The 19,857-nt window shown below is 67.3% G+C and carries 18 protein-coding genes; 10 read left to right on the top strand and 8 right to left on the bottom strand.

All coding sequences use genetic code 11. The features are described from left to right. Together QOL68_RS17040 and QOL68_RS17035 are read right to left on the bottom strand one after the other, a co-directional pair. Entirely contained in the window at nt 1–642 is a 642-nt protein-coding gene (locus tag QOL68_RS17040; protein ID WP_282950203.1) for an HAD family hydrolase, read from the bottom strand. Continuing rightward, nucleotides 639–911, bottom strand: coding sequence for a DUF3572 family protein (locus QOL68_RS17035; RefSeq protein ID WP_282950202.1), 273 nt, complete (start codon nt 909–911; stop codon nt 639–641). The genes QOL68_RS17040 and QOL68_RS17035 overlap by 4 nt, the downstream gene beginning before the upstream one ends. Before the next feature lie 89 nt (nt 912–1,000). Between QOL68_RS17035 and QOL68_RS17030 the strand changes: the two genes are divergently transcribed. Both QOL68_RS17030 and QOL68_RS17025 read left to right on the top strand, forming a co-directional pair. Then, the gene (locus tag QOL68_RS17030) at nt 1,001–1,363 is read left to right on the top strand and encodes a response regulator (protein ID WP_058800147.1); all 363 of its coding nucleotides are present in this window, start codon (nt 1,001–1,003) and stop codon (nt 1,361–1,363) included. A 66-nt stretch (nt 1,364–1,429) separates the two neighbouring features. After that, nucleotides 1,430–1,789 carry a DUF7668 domain-containing protein gene (locus QOL68_RS17025; RefSeq protein WP_282950201.1) on the top strand — a complete coding sequence of 120 codons (360 nt, stop codon included), beginning with the start codon at nt 1,430–1,432 and terminating at the stop codon, nt 1,787–1,789. A gap of 163 nt (nt 1,790–1,952) precedes the next feature. Here the strand turns inward: QOL68_RS17025 and rpmG are convergent, their stop codons facing one another. From rpmG to QOL68_RS17005, 4 genes are all read right to left on the bottom strand, one after another. Further along, nucleotides 1,953–2,120: a 50S ribosomal protein L33 gene (rpmG, locus tag QOL68_RS17020; protein WP_003042331.1), complete on the bottom strand. Its 168-nt coding sequence runs from the start codon at nt 2,118–2,120 to the stop codon at nt 1,953–1,955. Nucleotides 2,121–2,338: 218 nt separating this feature from the next. Continuing rightward, on the bottom strand, nt 2,339–3,070 hold the full coding sequence (locus QOL68_RS17015) for an energy transducer TonB (RefSeq protein WP_282950200.1): 732 nt from the start codon (nt 3,068–3,070) through the stop codon (nt 2,339–2,341). Nucleotides 3,071–3,215: 145 nt separating this feature from the next. After that, the gene (gene gltX / locus QOL68_RS17010; RefSeq protein ID WP_282950199.1) at nt 3,216–4,526 is read right to left on the bottom strand and encodes a glutamate--tRNA ligase; all 1,311 of its coding nucleotides are present in this window, start codon (nt 4,524–4,526) and stop codon (nt 3,216–3,218) included. Between the two features lie 36 nt (nt 4,527–4,562). Next, nucleotides 4,563–6,224: an NAD+ synthase gene (locus tag QOL68_RS17005; protein ID WP_282950198.1), complete on the bottom strand. Its 1,662-nt coding sequence runs from the start codon at nt 6,222–6,224 to the stop codon at nt 4,563–4,565. 250 nt (nt 6,225–6,474) lie between these two features. On the opposite strand from QOL68_RS17005, the gene QOL68_RS17000 reads away from it, so the two are divergent. From QOL68_RS17000 to pheT, 8 genes are all read left to right on the top strand, one after another. Beyond that, nucleotides 6,475–7,410: a ribose-phosphate pyrophosphokinase gene (locus QOL68_RS17000; RefSeq protein ID WP_058454378.1), complete on the top strand. Its 936-nt coding sequence runs from the start codon at nt 6,475–6,477 to the stop codon at nt 7,408–7,410. Nucleotide 7,411: 1 nt separating this feature from the next. Further along, nucleotides 7,412–7,819: a bleomycin resistance protein gene (locus tag QOL68_RS16995; RefSeq protein ID WP_282950197.1), complete on the top strand. Its 408-nt coding sequence runs from the start codon at nt 7,412–7,414 to the stop codon at nt 7,817–7,819. A gap of 1 nt (nt 7,820) precedes the next feature. Next, the gene (locus tag QOL68_RS16990; protein ID WP_282950196.1) at nt 7,821–8,603 is read left to right on the top strand and encodes an inositol monophosphatase family protein; all 783 of its coding nucleotides are present in this window, start codon (nt 7,821–7,823) and stop codon (nt 8,601–8,603) included. A 129-nt stretch (nt 8,604–8,732) separates the two neighbouring features. Next, complete coding sequence (gene rpmI / locus QOL68_RS16985; protein ID WP_058454374.1) at nt 8,733–8,936, top strand: 50S ribosomal protein L35; 204 nt, start codon at nt 8,733–8,735, stop codon at nt 8,934–8,936. 13 nt (nt 8,937–8,949) lie between these two features. Beyond that, nucleotides 8,950–9,315, top strand: a complete 366-nt coding sequence (gene rplT, locus QOL68_RS16980) for a 50S ribosomal protein L20 (protein WP_058454373.1) — start codon at nt 8,950–8,952, stop codon at nt 9,313–9,315. Between the two features lie 265 nt (nt 9,316–9,580). Next, entirely contained in the window at nt 9,581–10,519 is a 939-nt protein-coding gene (locus QOL68_RS16975; protein WP_283404332.1) for a helix-turn-helix domain-containing protein, read from the top strand. A gap of 145 nt (nt 10,520–10,664) precedes the next feature. Next, the gene (gene pheS / locus QOL68_RS16970; RefSeq protein ID WP_282950194.1) at nt 10,665–11,759 is read left to right on the top strand and encodes a phenylalanine--tRNA ligase subunit alpha; all 1,095 of its coding nucleotides are present in this window, start codon (nt 10,665–10,667) and stop codon (nt 11,757–11,759) included. Further along, entirely contained in the window at nt 11,756–14,137 is a 2,382-nt protein-coding gene (gene pheT / locus QOL68_RS16965) for a phenylalanine--tRNA ligase subunit beta (protein WP_282950193.1), read from the top strand. The genes pheS and pheT overlap by 4 nt, the downstream gene beginning before the upstream one ends. A gap of 307 nt (nt 14,138–14,444) precedes the next feature. Here pheT and QOL68_RS16960 read toward each other — a convergent pair whose 3' ends face one another. Beyond that, on the bottom strand, nt 14,445–17,204 hold the full coding sequence (locus QOL68_RS16960; RefSeq protein WP_282950192.1) for a [protein-PII] uridylyltransferase: 2,760 nt from the start codon (nt 17,202–17,204) through the stop codon (nt 14,445–14,447). Continuing rightward, nucleotides 17,201–19,804, bottom strand: coding sequence for a DNA mismatch repair protein MutS (gene mutS, locus QOL68_RS16955; RefSeq protein ID WP_282950267.1), 2,604 nt, complete (start codon nt 19,802–19,804; stop codon nt 17,201–17,203). The genes QOL68_RS16960 and mutS overlap by 4 nt, the downstream gene beginning before the upstream one ends. Nucleotides 19,805–19,857: the final 53 nt, after the last annotated feature.

Genomic DNA, 19,857 nt, shown 5'->3' with positions numbered 1-19,857 from the left:
TTATACCAGTTCGGGATCGGGCGCCGGGATATTCTCGGCAAGCCGCGCCAATATCCACTCCAGCGCCGCCGTCCAGCCATCAATCCTTGCGTGCGCGTGGCGGGCGGGGGGAACCTTGTCCGCAATCGCGGGCTCGCCGACCATATGCAGCCGCCAGACCTGCGGCGCCTCGGCCGCGACCGACTTGTGATGATTGGCGAGGTCGTCGATGAAGATCGCAACGCCCGGCTCGCGCTCGTCGATCAGGCGCCGCACCGGCTCGCCCTTGCCGCCGCGGCTGCCGATCACCGGCGCGGCGAGGCCCAGCGCCGCGAGCTGGTCGGCGCGCGTCTGCTGATGGTCGGGGCCGACATTGGTCAGGACGACGATGTCGGCGTGCTCGGCGATTGCCGCCATCGCCTCGAGCGCCCCGGGGATCGGCGTCTGGCGCCCCATTTCGGTGCGAAAAAACCCGTCGAGCAGCGGCCAGACCTCGGCCGCCTCCAGCGGCGTCCCGCACTCCTTGCGCTTCAGCGCGTTGGCGAAGCTCGTGTCCTCCATGCGAAAGATCACGCCATGCTCTTCGTCGACCCACTGCGCGAAGGGGACGACCATGTGCATCAGCACCTCGTCGCAATCGGTAATGACGAGCGGGCGGGTCATGCGTCCATCCTCTGGTTTCCTTCGAGCCGCGCAGCGGCGGCCGCAAGCGCTTCGGGTTTGACGTCGAGCGCCGCGGCGCAGGCGATCAGATCGGTCTCATAGGCGATGAGGAAGGACAGGATCGCGGCGAGCGTCGCGCGGTCTCCGAGCGAGGCGCGCAGGCCGTCGGGATCGAGCCCGGTCATCGCGAGCAGCCGTTCGGCGCGCGGCTCGTCACTCACTATCCAGCCAAGCGCATGGAGCGCGAGTGCCGCGTCGTCTTCGAACAAGCCAAATTTCCCTTCCACGCGAGGCAATTGAGTCGGGCGGCCGATTCGCCTAAACCGGCTGCGGGTACAAGGTGGGGAACGGAAGAGACATGGGCAAGACCATCCTGGTCGTCGAGGATAATGAGCTGAACCTCCGCCTGTTCTGCGACCTGCTCAACGCCCATGGCTATAGCGCGCATCCGGTGCGCGACGGGCGCGATGCGCTGGAAAGGGCGCGCGAGGTGTCGCCCGACCTCATCATCATGGACATCCAGTTGCCGCATGTCTCGGGGCTCGAACTGATCGAGCAGATGAAGGCCGACCTGACGCTCCGCGCGGTGCCGATCATGGCGGTCACCGCCTATGCCGGAAAAGGCGACGAGGAGCAGATCAAGGCCGCGGGCGCCGAGGCTTATGTGTCCAAGCCGATTTCGGTGATCAAGTTCATCGAAAGCGTGGGGGCGTTTGCCTGAGCGACCGGTTTCGACCGATTGCAGACATCGAGCGATCCGGTAATTACGGGCAGCGGAAGGTAATTAATGTTGCAGAAGGACGATGCTGAGCATTCGGTGCCCCAGCCGCTTCGCTCGACGTTTCGGCAGATTGCAGAGGCGTTTGTGGTGGGGGACTACCAACTTCGGGAGCATCCGATCGATGGTGTAAAGCCAATCGGGGCCGATACTGCTAGATGGATAGCGGAGAGCATTTCGGCCTACGGCGACGAGCTTTCCACCTTAAATGAGCAAACGTGGGAGAGGTCCGTCTATCGTTGGATGGACGGCCATTGGCTAGCGCTTGTAGACCTCACCACGCGTGCCGAACCGGTGAGCGACCTCGCACTTCATCTGAAGCTCTACGAAGGTGGCGATGTGGAGGTTTACGGCGTATTCGTCCCTTAGCTGGCATTTGCTGAGGAGCATCCGCTTCCCACCCCAAAGCCGACGTTTCCCACATGCACGAAAAAGGGCGGCACGCGGCCGCCCTTCTGGATCGCCTCGATCCCGGATCAAGTCCGGGACGACGCATTTCCACCCGCGCGCTTTCAGCGCATGGGGAAATGCATCACTTGATCTTGGCTTCCTTGAATTCGACGTGCTTGCGCGCACGCGGGTCGTATTTGCGCACCGACATCTTTTCGGTCATCGTGCGCGGGTTCTTCTTGGTGACGTAGAAAAAGCCCGTGTCGGCGGTGCTCACCAGCTTGATCTTGACGGTCGTCGGCTTGGCCATGGCCCTGTTCCTCGAAAACTTGGCACATTCCCCGGAACGTCCGGCAAATGTGGCGGGACTGGGGGCCCCGGCGGTTGCGGTGAAAAACAAAGAGGGCCGCGCGTCGGGCGCCGCCCCCATTTATCCGCGGGCCATTGGCGGGATTCGGGCTCCATGTCAAGCAAAAGGAAGGGCGGACGGCATCGCGCCGCCCGCCCAAGAGGGGTTCGGCCCCGCCTTCAGGCGCCCTTGATCTCGAAGCGGACGGTCATCACCTGCCAGCTTTCTTCGGGCACGCCGCCGCGCGTCGCCGGCTTGAAACGCCATTTGGCGAGTGCGCGCCGCTTCGTCTCCTCGAAGAAGCCGGGGCTGTCGGTGCTGACCAGCTCGACCGCCTTCACGCGCCCGTCGGTGCCGATCAGCACGCGGACGCGAACCGCGCCCTCGACCTCGCGGCGCTGCTCGCTCGCCGGATAGTCGGGCTGGAACCCCGCCGCATAGCGCGGATCGAGCTTTGCAAGCACCATCGGCGGCGGAGCCGGTGGATCGGCGGGACGCGCGGGCGGACCCGGATCATAGGGCAGCGGGTCGGGGACGAAGGGCTTTACCTCGGCGCCGAGATCGGTCCGGGGACCAAGGTCGACGAGCGGCTTCACCGCCTCGCGCACCGAATGGCTCTTCGGCGTCGGCGAGGTTTCGGGCCGCTTGTCCGGGGGCGGATCGACCGGCTTCTCGACCTCGATCAGCGTGCCGGTCAGCGGCGAAAGCACGGGCTTGGGTTTGACGATCATCGGTGACAGCGCAACCGCGACGACGAGCACGACGGGCAAGCCCACCGCCAGCGCGGCCGCAAGCGGACGATGCGCCGCGCCCGGGTCGTAACTGTCGCGCCGCAGCGACGAACCGCCCTCCGGCGCGGTGATCGCCTCGGGGGCCGCAACGATTGCGGATATCAGGGGAATCAGGGTCATGGCACCTCTCCTTGCCTCAAGGAGACCCGGCCCCGCCCGCGTCGACCGCTGCTGTCGGCCAAGTCTGATTGTGTGATATTATAACATCACTACATTTGTCAATCGGAATGATCGGCAAGGCGTACCGCTGTCTCGTGGAGGACGATCAGGCGGCAGCGAGGCGCGCCACCGCCTGATCCTTGGCGATCAGCGGCAATAGTTCGGCCATGTCGGGACCATGGTCGCGGCCGGTCAGCGCGCGGCGGAGCGGCAGGAAAAGCGCGCGGCCCTTTGCGCCCGTCGCCTCCTTCACCGCGGCGGTGAGGGCGTGCCAGGGGTCGGCCGTCCAGTCGATGCCCGGCGCCCCGGCGGCGGCGGCGGCGAGCACCGGCCGGTCGGCATCCTCGGGCGCGGGCGGCGCAAACGGCCCGTCGAACACCGCCACCCAGTCGGCCGCCTCGGCCACGGTCATCAGGTTCGGGCGAATCGCGTGCCAGCGTGCCTCGGTGATCGCGGCGGGCAGGCGCGACGCGACCGCGGCATGGTCGGTGTGGTGCAGGATCTTCTGGTTGAGCAATGCCAACTCACCCTCGTCGAAACGCGCCGGCGCGCGGCCGAAGCGCGCAAAGTCGATGCTTTCGATCAGCGGCGCGGGCGACGTCACCGGCTCGATCGGATCGCTGGTACCCAGCCGGGCGAGCAGCGCGACGAGCGCGATCGGCTCGATCCCATCCTTACGCAGGCTTGCCATCCCGAGCGAGCCCAGCCGCTTCGACAATTTGCCCTCTGTCCCGACGAGCAGCGCCTCGTGCGCAAATTGCGGCGGCGGCGCGCCCAGAGCCTCGAACATCTGGATCTGCGCCGCGGTGTTCGACACATGGTCCTCGCCGCGCACCACGTGGGAAATGCCCATCGCGATATCGTCGATCACGCTCGGGAGCAGATAGAGCCAGCTGCCGTCGGCACGGCGCACGACGGGGTCGGACATATTCGCCGGTTCAAAATGCTGAGGACCGCGAACCATATCGGTCCACTCGATCGACGCATCATGATCGAGCCTGAAACGCCAGTGCGGGGCGACACCCTCGGGAACCGGCGCATCGGCGGGCTTGCGCTCGTACACCGGCGGCAGCCCGCGCGAGAGCAGTATCTTGCGGCGAATATCGAGTTCCTCGGGCGTCTCGTAACAGGCATAGACGCGCCCCGCGGCCTTCAGTTTCTCGAATTCGGCCTCGTACAACGCAAAGCGCGCCGACTGCCGCTCCTCGCCATCGATATCGAGCCCCAGCCACGCGAGATCGGCGCGGATGCCATCGACATATTCCTCTTTCGACCGTTCGAGATCGGTGTCGTCGATGCGCAGCAGAAATCGCCCGCCATGCTTGCGCGCCCACAGCCAGTTGTGGATCGCGGTGCGGACGTTGCCGACATGCAGGCTGCCGGTCGGCGAAGGGGCGAAACGGGTCGTGACGGTCATGGGCGCGCCTATAACCCCTTTTGCGCGTGAAGCGAGTCAGGCCGTCCGGAACCCGTGCGTGATCGGATAGCGGCGGTCGCGCCCGAAGTTGCGCGTCGACAGCTTCACCCCCGGCGGCGCCTGACGGCGCTTGTACTCGGCGATCGAGAGCAGGCGCTCGATTCGCGCCACCGCGTCGCGATCGAAACCATAGCGCGCCACGACATCGTCGACGCTCGCCTCCTCCTCGACGAGCATGTGGAGCATCCGGTCGAGGTCCGCGTAAGGCGGCAGGCTGTCCTCGTCCTTCTGGTCGGGACGCAGCTCGGCGCTCGGCGGCTTGGTGATGATACGCGCGGGCATCACCGGGAACACCGGGTTGCGCGAAAGGCGCGGGACATGCGCGTTGCGCCACCTGGCCACCGCGAACACCGTCGTCTTGTACGCGTCCTTCAGCGGATTATAGCCGCCCGCCATGTCGCCATAGATGGTCGCATAGCCAACGCTCATCTCACTCTTGTTGCCCGTCGTCATCAGCATCGGGCCGAACTTGTTGCTGAGCGCCATCAAGGTGACGCCGCGGATGCGCGACTGGACATTTTCCTCGGTCGTATCGACATTTTTATCGGCGAAACTGTCGGCGAGCATGACGTCGAACGCCTCGACCGCGGGAACGATCGGGATGGTATCGAGGCGGCAACCGATCATCTCCGCGCAGCCGCGCGCATCGTCGAGGCTTTCCTGGCTGGTGAAGCGGCTCGGCAACATCACGCACCAGACCTTGTCGGGGCCCAGCGCATCGGCGGCAATCGCGGCGCAGATCGCCGAATCGATCCCGCCCGACAGGCCGAGCACGACGCCGGGGAAGCGGTTGCGCGTCACATAGTCACGCAAGGACAGCACCATCGCATTGTAGATATCGGCCGGATGCGCGTCCCACTCGGCGATCGCGCCGGGCTCGCAGCGCCACCCGTCCCCACTCCTGGTCCATTGCGTGACGCGCTCCTCGGCCTCCCAATCGGTCAACCGGTGCGCGGTGCCGCCATCGCCATCGAGGACGAAGGAGCACCCGTCGAACACCAGCTCGTCCTGCCCGCCGATGCGGTTGAGGAAGATCAGCGGCAGGTTCGTCTCGGCCACGCGCGTGCCGAACACCTGGGTCAGGCGGCGGTCGTCCTTGTCGATCTCATATGGGCTGCCGTTCACCGAGATCAGGATTTCGGCCCCCTGCGCCGCGAGATGCCCGCAAACGGTTGGAAACCACCCATCCTCGCAGATCGGCAGACCCAGCTTGACGCCGCGCCATTCGACGACGTCGGGAAGCGGACCGGGCGCGAAGACGCGCTTTTCGTCGAAGGTGCCGTAATTCGGCAGCTCATATTTGCGCCGCGTCGCGACGATCCGCCCTTCGTCGAGCAAGGCGACCATATTGTAGAGGTGGCCCTCTTCATCGCGCTCGACCGAACCGACGAGCATCGCGGGGCCGCCGTCGGCGGTCTCCGCCGCGAGTTCGGCCAGCAGCGCCGCGGCGCGGTCGGCGAGCGCGGGCTTGAGCACCAGATCCTCCGGCGGATAGCCGATCAGTTGCAGCTCGGGGTAGAGGATCAGGTCGGCCCCGCCGTGCCGTGCGCGCACCTCGCGCATCGCGGCGGCGTTGGCGGCGAGATCGCCGACCGCCTGGGTCATCTGCGACAGGACGATAGAGAGATGCTCGGTCATGCCCAGCGGTTTAGGCGCTGCCGCCCCGAATTCAACACCGGACCGCGTGGTGACGGTCTCGGGGTCAGGCTCCAGCCCCTCGTCACCCCGGATCAAGCCGGGGGTGACGACGAAAGATCTGCCTGCTGTCGGCCTAAGCCTGCGGCCTCGCCATCGCCCGGCATGCCGATGGCTTTAACCCCTTCCCCTATCGGCCTCCGCTGGCTAAGGGGCGCGCATTCCCCATCGCGAAAAAGGGCCACCACACCCCATGAAACTCATCTCCGGCAACAGCAACCTGCCGCTGGCCCGCGCGATCGCCGATTATCTCGAGCTGCCGCTGACCGACACCAGCGTCCGCCGCTTCGCCGACGAGGAAGTGTTCGTCGAGATCCACGAGAATGTGCGCGGCCAGGATGTCTTCGTCGTCCAGCCGACGAACTTCCCCGCGAACGACAATCTGATGGAGCTGCTGATCATCACCGACGCGCTGCGCCGCGCCTCGGCGAAGCGCATCACCGCGGTCGTCCCCTATTTCGGCTACGCCCGTCAGGACCGCAAACCCGGCCCGCGCACCCCGATCTCGGCCAAACTCGTCGCGAACCTGATCACCACCTCGGGCGCCGACCGCGTCCTTGCGATCGACCTGCACGCCGGCCAGATCCAGGGTTTCTTCGACATCCCGACCGACAATCTTTACGCCGCGCCGGTGATGAGCGCCGATATCCAGGCGCGCTTCGGCGACAAGAATCTGATGGTCGTCTCGCCCGACGTCGGCGGCGTGGTCCGCGCGCGCGCGCTGGCGAAGCGCCTCGACAACGCGCCGCTGGCGATCGTCGACAAGCGCCGCGAGCGCGCCGGCGAATCGGAGGTGATGAACATCATCGGCGACGTGAAGGGCCGCTTCTGCATCCTGATCGACGATATCGTCGATTCGGCGGGCACGCTCTGCAACGCCGCCGCCGCGCTGAAGGCTGCGGGCGCCGAGGGCGTCGTCGCTTATTGTACGCACGGCGTGCTGTCGGGCGGCGCGGTCGCCCGCGTCGACGCGAGCGAACTCACCGAATTGGTCATCACCGATTCGATCCAGCCGACCGACGCGGTCAACGACAGTTCGAAGGTCCGTGCCCTGACCGTCGCGCCGCTGCTCGGCGAAGCGATCAAGCGCATCGCCGACGAATCGTCGGTGTCGAGTCTCTTCGACTGACATGAGCGACGGATCGCCCTTCATCCAGGTGACCCCCCTCCTCGGGGTCGCCGCGATGGAGCCTGCGCTCGCCTTTTATCGTGACCTGCTCGGTTTCACCGTTCACGTCAACGATGGCGGCTATGCCTATGTCGAGCGCGAACGCATCGGCCTTCGCCTCCTCGCGCTCGACGCGGGCGCGCTCAACCCGCCCGGCTGTTCGCACATCTATATCGACGTCCGCGACGTCGCAGCATTGTTCGCCGACTATGAGCCGCAGCTCGCCGCACTGCCGGCGGAGCGCTGGAGCGCTCCCAAACCGCACCCCTATGGCCAGCGCGAATTCTGGGTGCGCGACCCCGACGGCAATCTGGTCACGTTCGGCGAAGGCGTGGGCGACAATGCCGGCCAATGGGACTATCGCGACTGACATGAGCCTCGAATCCGACCTCGCGCTCGCGCAGCGCCTCGCCGATGCCGCCGGCGCCGCCATCCGTCCTCTTTTCCGCTCCGCGTACAGCCACGAAGCCAAGGCCGACGCCTCGCCAGTCACCGAAGCCGACCGCGCCGCCGAAGCGGCGATGCGCCGCCTGCTCGACGCCGAGGCGCCGCGCGATGGCATCATCGGCGAGGAATATGGCGCCGAACGCGCCGAAGCCGCGCGGCAATGGGTGCTCGACCCGATCGACGGCACGGTCAGCTTCATGGCCGGGCGGCCGATCTTTGGCACGCTGATCGCGCTGTTGCAGGACAGCTGGCCCATCCTCGGCATAATCGACCAGCCGATTTCCGGCGAACGCTGGGTCGGCGCGATGGGGCAGCCGACCTTGTTCAACGGAAAGCCGGCGGCGACGCGCACCTGCCGCAACCTCGCCGACGCGGTGCTGGCGACGACCGGCCCGCAATATTTCACCGACCATGATGGCGAGCATTTCATGGCGCTCGCAGCCAAGACCTCGCACAAGCGCATGGTCTTCGGCGGCGACTGTTATAATTACGGCCTGCTCGCGAGCGGTCATATCGACATTGTCGCCGAGGCGGGGCTGAAGCTCCACGACTATGCCGCGCTCGTCCCTGTCGTCGAGGGCGCGGGCGGGACGATGTGCGACTGGAATGGCGAACCACTCAACGCCGACAGCCCGGGCCATGTCATCGCGCTCGGCGATCCGGCGCGGCTCGAGGATGTTATCGAGGGCCTCGCCTGCCGTCATTGACCGCCTCGGCGCTTGCATTTCAGCGCGAATCCGTCTAGGCGCGCGCCTTCGCACGATAGACAAGCGGACCTGCCTGGCGACAAGGGCTGCCAGGGCCGGTCGATATCGTCGCTAACCAAGGAGACGAAAATGCCCAAGCTGAAGACCAAGAGCGGTGTGAAGAAGCGCTTCAAATTCACCGCTTCGGGCAAGGTCAAGCACGGCGTTGCCGGCAAGCGCCACCGCCTGATTTCGCACAATAGCAAGTATATCCGCACCAACCGCGGCACCAGCGTGCTCAGCGATGCGGATACGGCCCACGTGCGCCTCTGGGCGCCCTACGGCCTGAAGTAAGGAGCGCTAGACCATGTCACGCATCAAACGCGGCACGACCACGCGCGCCAAGCACAACCGGATCCTGGAACAGGCGAAGGGCTATTATGGCCGGCGCAAGAACACGATCCGCGTCGCGCGCCAGGCCGTCGAAAAGGCCGGCCAATACGCCTATCGCGACCGCAAGGCGAAGAAGCGCAGCTTCCGCGGCCTGTGGATCCAGCGCATCAACGCTGCGGTCCGCGCCGAAGGCCTCACCTATTCGCAGTTCATGCACGGCGTGAAGCTCGCCGGAATCGAACTCGACCGGAAGGTGATGGCCGACCTCGCGATGAACGAAGGCGGCGTGTTCGCTGCGATCATCGCGCAGGCGAAGGCGGCGCTGCCCAAGGCGGCTTGAGCCTCTGAGCTATTGCTGAAACAAAAGGGCGGTCCCGACGGGGCCGCCCTTTTTCGTGATCGCAAAACAGGAACGGCGCGAAGGTCTCCCTTCACGCCGTTCCGACAATGGCTCCAGTGGAAAACCATCGCCCCCCTCCCTCCGTGCCGAATAGCCGTGGGTCGCAGAAAGCTGCCGGCCGGCGGAAGTGTCCCTATGGCGCGACATATGCCGTCGTGCAGGACACAAAAATTGCAAGAACACGACACGACCTGCGCCTAGGCTGTTGTTTTTTTTCGCGCGCGTCCGCAAGGGTGACGTCATGACCGTGGGAAAATCCGCAAGCGGCCCCGACGCGGGCGTGCGCGTGCTGACGCGTTTCTTCCCTGTCTCGGAAGCGCTGCGCCGCTATTGCAGCATCATCTACCTGACCGAGGTCGAAGCGCCGCCTGGCGTGCGGGTCGAGGATTATCTCCATCCCGAATGGGCGAACCTGCGCTTCATCGAGGGCGAGCCCTCGCTCGCGGCGGTCGGCGACGCCGAACCGGTGCCCGCGCCGCGCTTCGTCGTCACCGGCCCGACCAGCAAGGCGACCTATTTCGCGGCCGGCACGATGCGTGTGTGGGGAATCGGCATCCTGCCCGCCGGCTGGGCCAAATTCTTCGCGCTTCCTGCCGCGGATTTCGTCGACCGGTTCGTCGACGGGGCGGTTCATCCGGCCTTCGCCGCCTGCGCACCCCTCGTCGCCAAATTGCGGCAGGCGAACGACGTCGAGGCGGCGGCGCGGATGATCGACGATCATGTCGCGGCATTGCTTGCCGGCGCCCCGCGCGACGACCCGGCGATCCTCGCTGCGCATACGGCGCTGGTCGAGGACGAACTGACAAGCGTTGCCGAACTCGCCGAAAAGCTGGGTATGTCCGAACGCTCGGTCGAGCGACTCTCGCGCCGCGCCTTCGGCTTCCCGCCCAAGCTGCTGCTCCGCCGCCAGCGCTTTCTGCGCAGCCTCGCGCGTTTCATGCTCGACCCCTCGATGAGCTGGATCGCGACGCTCGACTATCAATATTATGATCAGGCGCAATTCACCCGCGATTTCCGACGCTTCATGGGAATGAGCCCGCGCGCCTATGCCGCGCGGCCAAAGCCGATCCTGGGTGCGGCGGCGCTGGCCCGCGCCGCCGCGGCAGGCGAAGCGGTGCAGGGGCTCCACAAACCGGCCGGATAGCGCCGCTTTTCGGCCAACAGACTTGACCCGCGCCGCCCGTTCGGTGCAAGCGGCGGGCAACGGACGCGCGGGAAGCCGCCGGTTCCTCGACAAAGCAGAAACAACAGGCCGGCAGCGGCATCGCGCCGGAACAGGACGAACAACGATGAGCGAGACACAGGCCCTGCAGGCGAAGCTGGTGGGCGATATCGAGGCTGCCGCCGATCTCGACGCGGTCGAGGCGCTGCGCGTCGCCGCGCTCGGCAAGGCAGGCAGCGTGACCGGCCTCTTGAAGACCCTCGGCGGGATGACCCCCGAGGAACGGCAGGTCGAGGGGCCGAAAATCCACGCCCTGCGCGAAGCCGTTGCCGAGGCGATCGCCACGCGCAGGGCGACGCTCGAAAGTGCGGCGCTCGAGGCGAAGCTTGCCGCCGAACGCCTCGACATGACGCTCCCTGCCGCCGACGCGCCGAAGGGCAGCGTCCACCCGGTGAGCCAGGTGATGGACGAACTCGCCGAGATCTTTGCCGACATGGGTTTTGCAGTCGCGACCGGACCCGAGATCGAGGACGACTGGCGCAATTTCACCGCGCTCAATATCCCCGAGACGCACCCCGCGCGCGCGATGCACGACACCTTCTATTTCCCCGACAAGGATGCCGAAGGCCGCGCGATGTTGCTGCGCACGCACACGTCGCCGGTTCAGATCCGTACGATGATGAGCGAGGAGCCGCCGATCCGCATCATCGCGCCGGGCCGCGTCTATCGCAGCGACAGCGACGCGACGCATACGCCGATGTTCCATCAGGTCGAGGGGCTCGTGATCGACCGCGGCATTCATATGGGGCACCTCAAATGGACGCTCGAAACCTTCCTCAAGGCCTTTTTCGAGCGCGACGACATCGTGCTGCGTCTGCGGCCCTCCTACTTCCCCTTCACCGAGCCCTCGGCCGAGGTCGACGTCGGCTACAGGCAGGAAAAGGGCCGCCGCATCGTCGGCGGCCATGGCGACGATGCGGGTCATGCGTGGATGGAGCTGCTGGGCAGCGGCATGGTCAACCGCCGCGTGATCGCCAATTGCGGGCTCGATCCCGATGTCTGGCAGGGCTTCGCCTTCGGGGTCGGCGTCGACCGGTTGGCGATGCTGAAATATGGCATGGATGACCTTCGCGCGTTCTTCGACGGCGACCTTCGCTGGCTGTCGCATTACGGGTTCGGCGCTCTGAGCGTGCCCACGCTGAGCGGAGGGATTTCGGCATGAAGATCACCCTCGATTGGCTCCGCGAGCATCTCGACGGCGACTACACCGCCGCCGATGTTGTCGCGACCCTCAACCGCATCGGCCTCGAGGTCGAAGGCGTCGAGAACCCGGCCGAGAAACTCGCCGGTTTCCGCGTCGCAAAGGTGCTGACCGCCGAAAAGCATCCGCAGGCCGACAAGCTGCAGGTGCTGACCGTCGACAGCGGCGAGGGCGTGCTGCAGGTCGTCTGCGGCGCGCCGAACGCGCGCGCCGGCCTCGTCGGCGTGCTCGGGCTGCCGGGCGCGGTCGTGCCCGCGAACGGCATGGAGCTGAAGGTCGCCGCCGTGCGCGGCGTCGAATCGAACGGCATGATGTGTTCGACGCGCGAGCTCGAACTCGGCGACGACCATGACGGGATCATCGAGCTTCCCGCCGATGCGCCGATCGGGACGCCCTTTGCCGATTATAGCGGTGCGGGCGATCCGGTGATCGACATTTCGATCACCCCGAACCGGCAGGATTGCATGGGCGTGCGCGGGATCGCGCGCGACCTCGCCGCCGCCGGGCTCGGCACGCTGAAGCCGCTCGCGATTCCCGCGATCGAAGGCGCGGGTGCGCCCGCGACCGAGATCCGGACCGACGATCCCGAAGCCTGCCCCGCCTTCTACGGCCGCACCATCGCCGGCGTCGACAACCGCGTCGCGACCCCCGAATGGATGCGCCGCCGTCTCGAGGCGATCGGCCAGCGCTCGATCTCGGCGCTCGTCGACATCAGCAATTATGTGATGTTCGACCTCGGCCGCCCGAGCCATATTTACGACCGCGCGAAGCTTCACGGCGCACTGGTCGCCCGGCGCGCCAGGGATGGCGAAACCGTCACCGCGCTGAACGGCAAGGACTATGCCCTCGACGAAACGATGACCGTGATCGCCGACGAGCGCGAGGTCCACGACATCGCGGGGATCATGGGCGGCGAGCATTCGGGCTGCAGCGAGGAAACGACCGACGTCCTGATCGAGATCGCTTACTTCACGCCCGAGCGCATCGCGCTCACCGGACAAGCGCTCGGCCTGACGAGCGATGCGCGCAGCCGTTTCGAGCGCGGGGTCGATCCGGCCTTCCTCGACGAAGGCACCGCGATCGTTACGCGCTATGTGCTCGACATCTGCGGCGGCACGCCCTCGGCGGTGACGCGCGCGGGCACGCCGCCGGTCGAGACGAAGACCGTCGCCTATGACCCGTCGCTGTCGGCGACGCTCGGCGGAATCGCGATCGAACCCGCGACGCAGCGCGCGATCCTCGAATCGCTGGGCTTTGGCGTGGCCGAGGGCGATCCGTGGACGATCACGGTTCCGAGCTGGCGGCGCGATGTCGATGCCGCGCCCGACATCGTCGAGGAAGTCACGCGCATCACCGGCTTCGACGCGATCGCGTCGGCGCCGCTGCCGCGGACGGACGGCGTCGCGAAGCCGACCGCTACCGCCGAGCAGCTCGTCGAACGCCGCCTGCGCCGCAGCGCCGCAGCCGCGGGCTTCCACGAGGCGGTGACCTGGTCGTTCATCAGCGAGCGCGAGGCCGCGCCCTTCGGCGGCAGCACCTGGACCCTTGCGAACCCGATCAGCGAAGACCTCAAGGTCATGCGTCCGTCGCTGCTTCCCGGCCTGCTCGCCGCCGCCGCGCGCAACCAGAATCGCGGTGCCGACAGCATCCGCCTGTTCGAGATCGGGCGCCGCTATATCGGCACGACCGAACATCCGACGCTGGGCGTGCTGATGGTCGGCGACAAGACGCCGCGCGGCTGGCGGACCGGCAAGGCCGTGCCCTTCGACGCGTTCGACGCGAAAGCGGCCGCGCTCGCGCTGCTCGACGCCGCGGGCGCGCCCGCCGATCGGTTGCAGGTGATGGAGGCCGTGGAGGCGAGCGGTATCTGGCATCCGGGTCAGGCCGCGACGCTGCGCCTCGGCCCCAAGGCGGTGCTCGCCGAATTCGGCGTGCTCCATCCCGCGCTGACGAAGCATTTCGACGTCGGAGGCCCGGTGATGGCGGTGCAGATCTTTCTGGACGCAATCCCGGCGAAGCGCGCGAGCGGTCCCGCCCGCGCGGCCTTTACGCCGCCCGCGCTGCAATCAGTCCGCCGCGACTTCGCCTTCCTGGCCCCCGAAAGCCTCGCTGCCGCCGACCTCGTCCGCGCGATCCGCGGCGCCGACAAGGCCGCGATCGCCGACGCGCGGCTGTTCGACCGCTTCGTCGGCCAGGGCGTTCCCGAGGGTCAGGTGAGCCTCGCGGTCGAGGTCGAACTGCAACCGCTGGAGAAGAGCTTCACCGACGCCGAGCTTAAGGCGATTGCCGACAAGGTGGTCGCGGCGGCGGCGAAGACGGGGGCGGTGCTGCGCGCATAAGGCCGGCTGACTACTCAAATATGACCGGTATCGACCGGTTGCGGAAATTGATCCTCCCTGTGCCGCAGGCATGGGGAGGTGGCAGCGCGAAGCGCTGACGGAGGGGCAAGTGGCGCGGCCGCGGCCGCCCCTCCACCATCGCCTGCGGCGACGGTCCCCCCTCCCCATGGCTGCGCCACAGGGAGGATAATTCCTTCATCGTCACCCCGGACTTGATCCGGGGTCCACGCCGCCGCCGTGGATCCCGGATCAAGTCCGGGATGACGAATGAGGATCAGCGATCGTCCGCTCACCACCCCCTAAGCAGTCACGCAGCCACCGCTTCCTCGCTCCGGCTAGCGGCGGCTTCGAGCATGCGCTTTTCGAGACTCTTGACGCGCGCCGCGCTGTCGATCTTGTCGCCGATCAGGTCGGTCACGTAAAAAGTGTCGACCGCGCGCTCGCCATAGGTCGCGACATGCGCCGAGTGCACCGTCACCTTCGACTGGAAGAGCGCGTAGGCGAGCTGGTTCAGCAGCGCCGGGCGGTCCTGCGCATTGACCTCGATCACCGTGAAGCGGTTCGACGCCTTGTTGTCGACGAAGACGCTGGGGGCGACGCGGAAGGCCTCGGCGCGGGTGCGCGGCAGCGCGCGCGCTTCGAGTTTCGGAAGCAATTTCTGGCGGTTGGCGAGCGCATCCTCGATCGCCCGCGTCAGCCGGCCGATCTGTCCCTCCTCTGCGAACGGGCGGCCGAGCGGATCCTGGACGAGGAAATTGTCGAGCGCGAGACCGTCGCGCGTCGTGTGGATGCGCGCGTCGATGATGTTGCCGCCGGCGAGGTGGATGCCCCCCGCCATGCGGTAGAAGAGCCCCGGATGGTCGGCGGCGAGCACCATCACCAGGGTCGCGCCGCGATCCTCGTCGGGCACCGCCGCGATGTGGAGCGGCGCGTCGCCCGCGGCCTGGATATGGCGAAGATTGGCGGCGATCACCTCGACCGGTTCGGCGATCCAATAGCTTTCGGGCAGGCGCTTGACGAGTTTGGCGAACGCCTTCTCGTCGTCGCCCAGCAGATCGGCGACCGCCTCCTTCTTCGCCTCGATCCGCGCCTCGCGCCCGCGCTGCTTGTGCCCGAGGCGCAGCACTTCCTCGGCCGCGTCGTACAGTTCGGTAAGAAGTTGGCGCTTCCAGCTGTTCCAGACGCCGGGGCCGACCGCGCGAATATCGACGACGGTGAGGACGAGCAGCAGGCGCAGACGCTCGGGGCTTTGCACGACCTGTGCGAAATCGAGGATCGTCTTGAAGTCGGCAAGGTCGCGCTTGAACGCCGTCGCCGACATCAGCAGGTGATAGCGCACCAGCCACGACACCGTCTCGGTCTCGGCATCGCTCAGCCCCAGTCGCGGGCAGACGCGCAGCGCAAGCTCGGCGCCGAGCACGCTATGGTCGCCGCCGCGCCCCTTGGCGATATCGTGGAGCAGCACCGCGACATAGAGCACGCGCCGCGAATGGATCTGGTCGAGGATTGCGGTCGAAAGCGGATGGTCGTCGGAGAGGCGCCCCTGCTCGATATCGGCGAGCAGCCCGATCGCGCGGATCGTATGCTCGTCGACCGTATAATGATGATACATGTCGAACTGCATCTGCGCGACGACACGGCCGAAATCGGGCACGAAACGGCCGAACACCCCGGCCTCGTTCATCCAGCGCAGCACCGTTTCGGGATCGCGCGGCGAGGTGAGCACGTCGAGGAACAGCTCGTTCGCGCGGGGGTTGCGACGAATTGCCTTGGTCTCGATCAGCTTCGCGTCGTGGCGCGCCTGCCGCATCGCCTGCGGATGGATTTCGAGGCCATGCTTGTCGGCGAGCGCGAAAATCTCGACCAGCCGCACCGGATCCGCTTGGAAGAAGTCGTCCGACGGCAGCGCGAGCCGGCCGCGGTCGAGGACGAAGCCGTGGAGCTTGCCCGGCCGCCGTCGCAGGGTCGGCAGGAAGCGCCGCCCGCGCGCCGCCATCTGCTCGTCGAGATGCGCAAGGAAGGTGCCGGTGACGTCGCCGACCGCCTTCGCATGGATGAAATAGAGCTGCATGAAGCGCTCGACCGCGCTTTTGCCGGGACGCTCGGCGAAGTTCATCCTCTGCGCAATCTCGCGCTGGAAGTCGAAGGTCAGCCGGTCCTCCGCCCGCCCGGCGAGGATGTGGAGGTGGCAGCGCACCGCGAGCAGGAAATTCTCGGCGCGTTCGAACTGCCTGAGCTCGCGGCTCGTCAGCAGCCCCGCGTCGACCAGCTCGGGCACCGTGCGCACGCGGTGGATGAACTTGCCGATCCAGAAGAGCGTGTGAAGGTCGCGCAGCCCCCCCTTCCCTTCCTTCACATTGGGTTCGACGACATAGCGCGAATCGCCCATGCGCTTGTGCCGTTCGTCGCGTTCGGCAAGCTTTTCGGCGACGAACGCGCGCGCGTTGCCCGCGACGACCTCGGCGTCGAAGCGCGCGCTCGCCTGATCGTAAAGCTCGCGGTCGCCCCAGATGAAACGCGCTTCGAGCAGCGCGGTACGGATCGTCAGATCGTCCTTCGCGGCGCGGATCATCTCGTCGAGCGAGCGCGAACTGTGCCCGACCTTCAGCCCCAGATCCCAGAGCGTGTACAGTTGCGCCTCGATCACCTGCTCGGTCCAGCTCGTCTGCTTGAACGGCGTCAGGAAGCCGATGTCGATGTCGCTGAACGGCGCCATTTCGCCGCGGCCATAGCCGCCGACGGCGATCAGCGTGATGCGCTCGCCCGCCGAGCGATTGCCCGAGGGATAGAGATGGCCGACGGTGAAGTCGTGGCTGAGGCGGACGATCTGGTCGATCAGGAAGGCAGTCGCGTTTGCCGCAACGCGTCCCGACGAAGGGCGGGCGAGCAACCGCCGGTTGATCTCCGCGCGTCCCTCTTCGAGCGCGGTCTTGAGCAGCGCTACCATCGCCGCACGGCGCTTGCCGGTATCGCTCGTTTCGCCCGCGATCTCGCCGAGCCGGTCGGACAACGCGCGCCGATCGATGATCGCGCGGCGGCCCTCAAGATTGTCGAAGATGTCGCTCATCGCTCGTCCGCCACGATCTGCTTCAGCCGGTAGAGCGCATCGAGCGCCTCGCGCGGCGCGAGTGTGTCGGGTTCGATGCCCGCGAGGGCGTCGCGGAGCGCGTCCTTCGCGGCGGCGGGCGCTTCCGCCAGCGTCGCGGCGAACAGCGGCAAGTCGTCGAGCCCCGCGGCGAGCCCGCCGGTCTTCTCGCGCCCCGCTTCGAGCTTCGCGAGCACCGCCTCGGCGCGCTTGACGACACCCGCAGGAACGCCGGCAAGCCGCGCGACCGCGAGGCCGTAGCTGCGGTCGGCGGGCCCTTCAGCAACTTCGTGGAGCAGCACCAGATCGCCCTGCCACTCGCGCGCACGGACATGGTGGAGCGAGAGCGCGTTCAGCGTCTCGGCGAGGCGCGTGAGCTCGTGATAGTGCGTCGCGAAGAGGCAGCGGCACTTGTTGACCTCATGCACCGCCTCGACCACCGACCAGGCGAGCGCGAGCCCGTCATAGGTCGAGGTGCCGCGCCCGACCTCGTCGAGGATGACGAAGCTCTGCGGCGTCGCCTGCGCAAGAATCGCTGCGGTTTCGACCATCTCGACCATGAAGGTCGAACGCCCGCGCGCGAGATTGTCGCTCGCGCCGACACGGCTGAACAGCCGGTCGACGAGCCCGAGCCTCGCCGACGCCGCGGGGACGAAACCACCCGCCTGGGCCAGCACGACGATGAGGGCGTTCTGGCGAAGGAACGTCGATTTACCGCCCATGTTCGGACCGGTCACGAGCCACAGCCGGTCGGCTTCGGAGAGCGAGACATCGTTGGGGACGAAACGCTCGCCCGCCTTCGCCAGCGCAGCCTCGACCACCGGGTGGCGCCCGCCTGAGACATCGAGGCACGGCGTGTCGGCAAGGTCGGGGCGGCACCAGTTGTGGCTCATCGCATGATCGGCGAGCGCGGCGGCGACGTCGATACGCGCGAGGACGTCGCAGCTCGCAGCGATCGCCTCGCGGCGGGAAACAGCGGCTTCGGTGAGGGCTTCGAGATGCGCGGCCTCGGCGGCAATGGCGTGGACACCCGCCTGGGTGACGCGGCTCGCGGCTTCGTGAAGGTCAGACGAGTTGAAGCGCACGACACCTGCGAGCGTCTGGCGGTGGGTGAAGCCCGATTCGGGCGCCATCAGCGCGTCGGCGTGCTTCGCGGGCACCTCGACATGATAGCCGAGCACGCCATTGTGGCGGATCTTCAAGGAGGCGATGCCGGTACGGTCGCGATACTGCGCTTCGAGTGCGGCAATCGCCTTGCGGCCGTCGCGCGCGGTTTCGCGCAGCGCGTCGAGCGCGGCGTCATAGCCCTCGGCGACATAGCCGCCCTGCGCGGCATCGACCGGCGGGGTTTCGATCAGCGCGCGCGTCAGTTCGTCGACGAGTGCGCCATGACCGTCAAGGCCCGGAAGCAGCCGCGCAAGCAAGGGCGGCAGGTCGGGGCGGCGGGCAAGCCGCTCGCGCAAGAGTCGCGCGCCGCCCAGCGCATCGCGAAGCTGTGCGAGGTCGCGCGGCCCGCCGCGCCCCGCGACGAGGCGGCCGAGCGCACGCCCGGCGTCGGGCAGCGCGCGCAAGGCGGCGCGAAGCTCGCCGCGCCAGAGTGCATCGCGGGCAAGGCCATCGACGAGGTCGAGCCGGTCGAGGATCGCCGCTTTGTCGGTCAGCGGACTCGCCAGATCGTCGGCGAGCAGCCGCGCCCCCGCGGCGGTCACGGTGCGGTCGATCGTGCCGAGCAAGCTGCCGTCGCGCCCGCCCGCCATCGTGCGGACGAGTTCGAGGCTTTCGCGTGTCGCGGCGTCGATCGCCATGCGGCCCGACGCCTGATGCTTCAGCGGCGGCTGGAGGAAGATCGGCTGGCCGGTCGCGACATGATCGAGATAGGCAACGAGCGCGCCCATCGCGGCAAGCTCGCCGCGGCCAAACTGGCCGAAGCCGTCGAGCGTCTGGACGCCGAAGAAAGTCTCGAGGCGCTTTTGCGCCGCCGTGCTCGAAAAATCGGATTGCGGACGCCGCACGACCTGCCGCGCGACCCATTCGGGGACGTCCTCCGCGCTTTCGCTAACGAGCAGCTCCGACGGCGCGAGCCGCGCGAGCTCGGCATCGACCTGTTCCGGGCGCACCGCAGCGACCTCGAACCGCCCGGTCGAGATATCGGCGGCGGCGATCGCGACCTCACCCTCGCTTCCGACCTGCGCGAGGGCGGCGAGGCGGTTCGCGCTGCGGCCTTCGAGCAGCGCCTCCTCTGTCAGCGTCCCCGCGGTCACGAAACGCACGATGTCGCGCGCAACGAGCGCCTTCGATCCGCCGCGCGCCTTGGCCTCGGCGGGGGTTTCGACCTGCTCGGCTATGGCGACGCGGTGCCCCGCCTTGATCAGCCGCGCGAGATAGGATTCGGCCGAATGGACGGGCACGCCGCACATCGGCACCGGCTCGCCGCCATGTTCGCCGCGCGAGGTCAGCGCGATGTCGAGCGTCGAAGAAGCCGCCTTCGCATCGTCGAAAAACAGCTCGAAGAAATCACCCATGCGGTAGAAGAGCAGGCAGTCGCCCGCCTTCGCCTTCAGCGACCAATATTGCGCCATCATCGGCGTCGCCGCGGGATGGGCGGCGGGCGCGGCGTTGCTGTTGGCGGCGGTGC

It is taken from the genome of Sphingopyxis sp. Geo25, assembly GCF_949769135.1.
In the GTDB taxonomy this organism is placed as follows: domain Bacteria; phylum Pseudomonadota; class Alphaproteobacteria; order Sphingomonadales; family Sphingomonadaceae; genus Sphingopyxis.
This window is presented reverse-complemented; position numbering and strand designations above follow the sequence as displayed.

Bases quoted from the DNA above. Each gene is read 5' to 3' on its own strand.
- QOL68_RS17040 (WP_282950203.1), bottom strand. From the start codon at position 642: ATGACCCGCCCGCTCGTCATTACCGATTGCGACGAGGTGCTGATGCAC.
- QOL68_RS17030 (WP_058800147.1), top strand. From the start codon at position 1,001: ATGGGCAAGACCATCCTGGTCGTCGAGGATAATGAGCTGAACCTCCGC.
- QOL68_RS17025 (WP_282950201.1), top strand. From the start codon at position 1,430: ATGTTGCAGAAGGACGATGCTGAGCATTCGGTGCCCCAGCCGCTTCGC.
- rpmG (WP_003042331.1), bottom strand. From the start codon at position 2,120: ATGGCCAAGCCGACGACCGTCAAGATCAAGCTGGTGAGCACCGCCGAC.
- QOL68_RS17015 (WP_282950200.1), bottom strand. From the start codon at position 3,070: ATGACCCTGATTCCCCTGATATCCGCAATCGTTGCGGCCCCCGAGGCG.
- gltX (WP_282950199.1), bottom strand. From the start codon at position 4,526: ATGACCGTCACGACCCGTTTCGCCCCTTCGCCGACCGGCAGCCTGCAT.
- QOL68_RS17005 (WP_282950198.1), bottom strand. From the start codon at position 6,224: ATGACCGAGCATCTCTCTATCGTCCTGTCGCAGATGACCCAGGCGGTC.
- QOL68_RS17000 (WP_058454378.1), top strand. From the start codon at position 6,475: ATGAAACTCATCTCCGGCAACAGCAACCTGCCGCTGGCCCGCGCGATC.
- QOL68_RS16995 (WP_282950197.1), top strand. From the start codon at position 7,412: ATGAGCGACGGATCGCCCTTCATCCAGGTGACCCCCCTCCTCGGGGTC.
- QOL68_RS16990 (WP_282950196.1), top strand. From the start codon at position 7,821: ATGAGCCTCGAATCCGACCTCGCGCTCGCGCAGCGCCTCGCCGATGCC.
- rpmI (WP_058454374.1), top strand. From the start codon at position 8,733: ATGCCCAAGCTGAAGACCAAGAGCGGTGTGAAGAAGCGCTTCAAATTC.
- rplT (WP_058454373.1), top strand. From the start codon at position 8,950: ATGTCACGCATCAAACGCGGCACGACCACGCGCGCCAAGCACAACCGG.
- pheS (WP_282950194.1), top strand. From the start codon at position 10,665: ATGAGCGAGACACAGGCCCTGCAGGCGAAGCTGGTGGGCGATATCGAG.
- pheT (WP_282950193.1), top strand. From the start codon at position 11,756: ATGAAGATCACCCTCGATTGGCTCCGCGAGCATCTCGACGGCGACTAC.
- QOL68_RS16960 (WP_282950192.1), bottom strand. From the start codon at position 17,204: ATGAGCGACATCTTCGACAATCTTGAGGGCCGCCGCGCGATCATCGAT.
- mutS (WP_282950267.1), bottom strand. From the start codon at position 19,804: ATGATGGCGCAATATTGGTCGCTGAAGGCGAAGGCGGGCGACTGCCTG.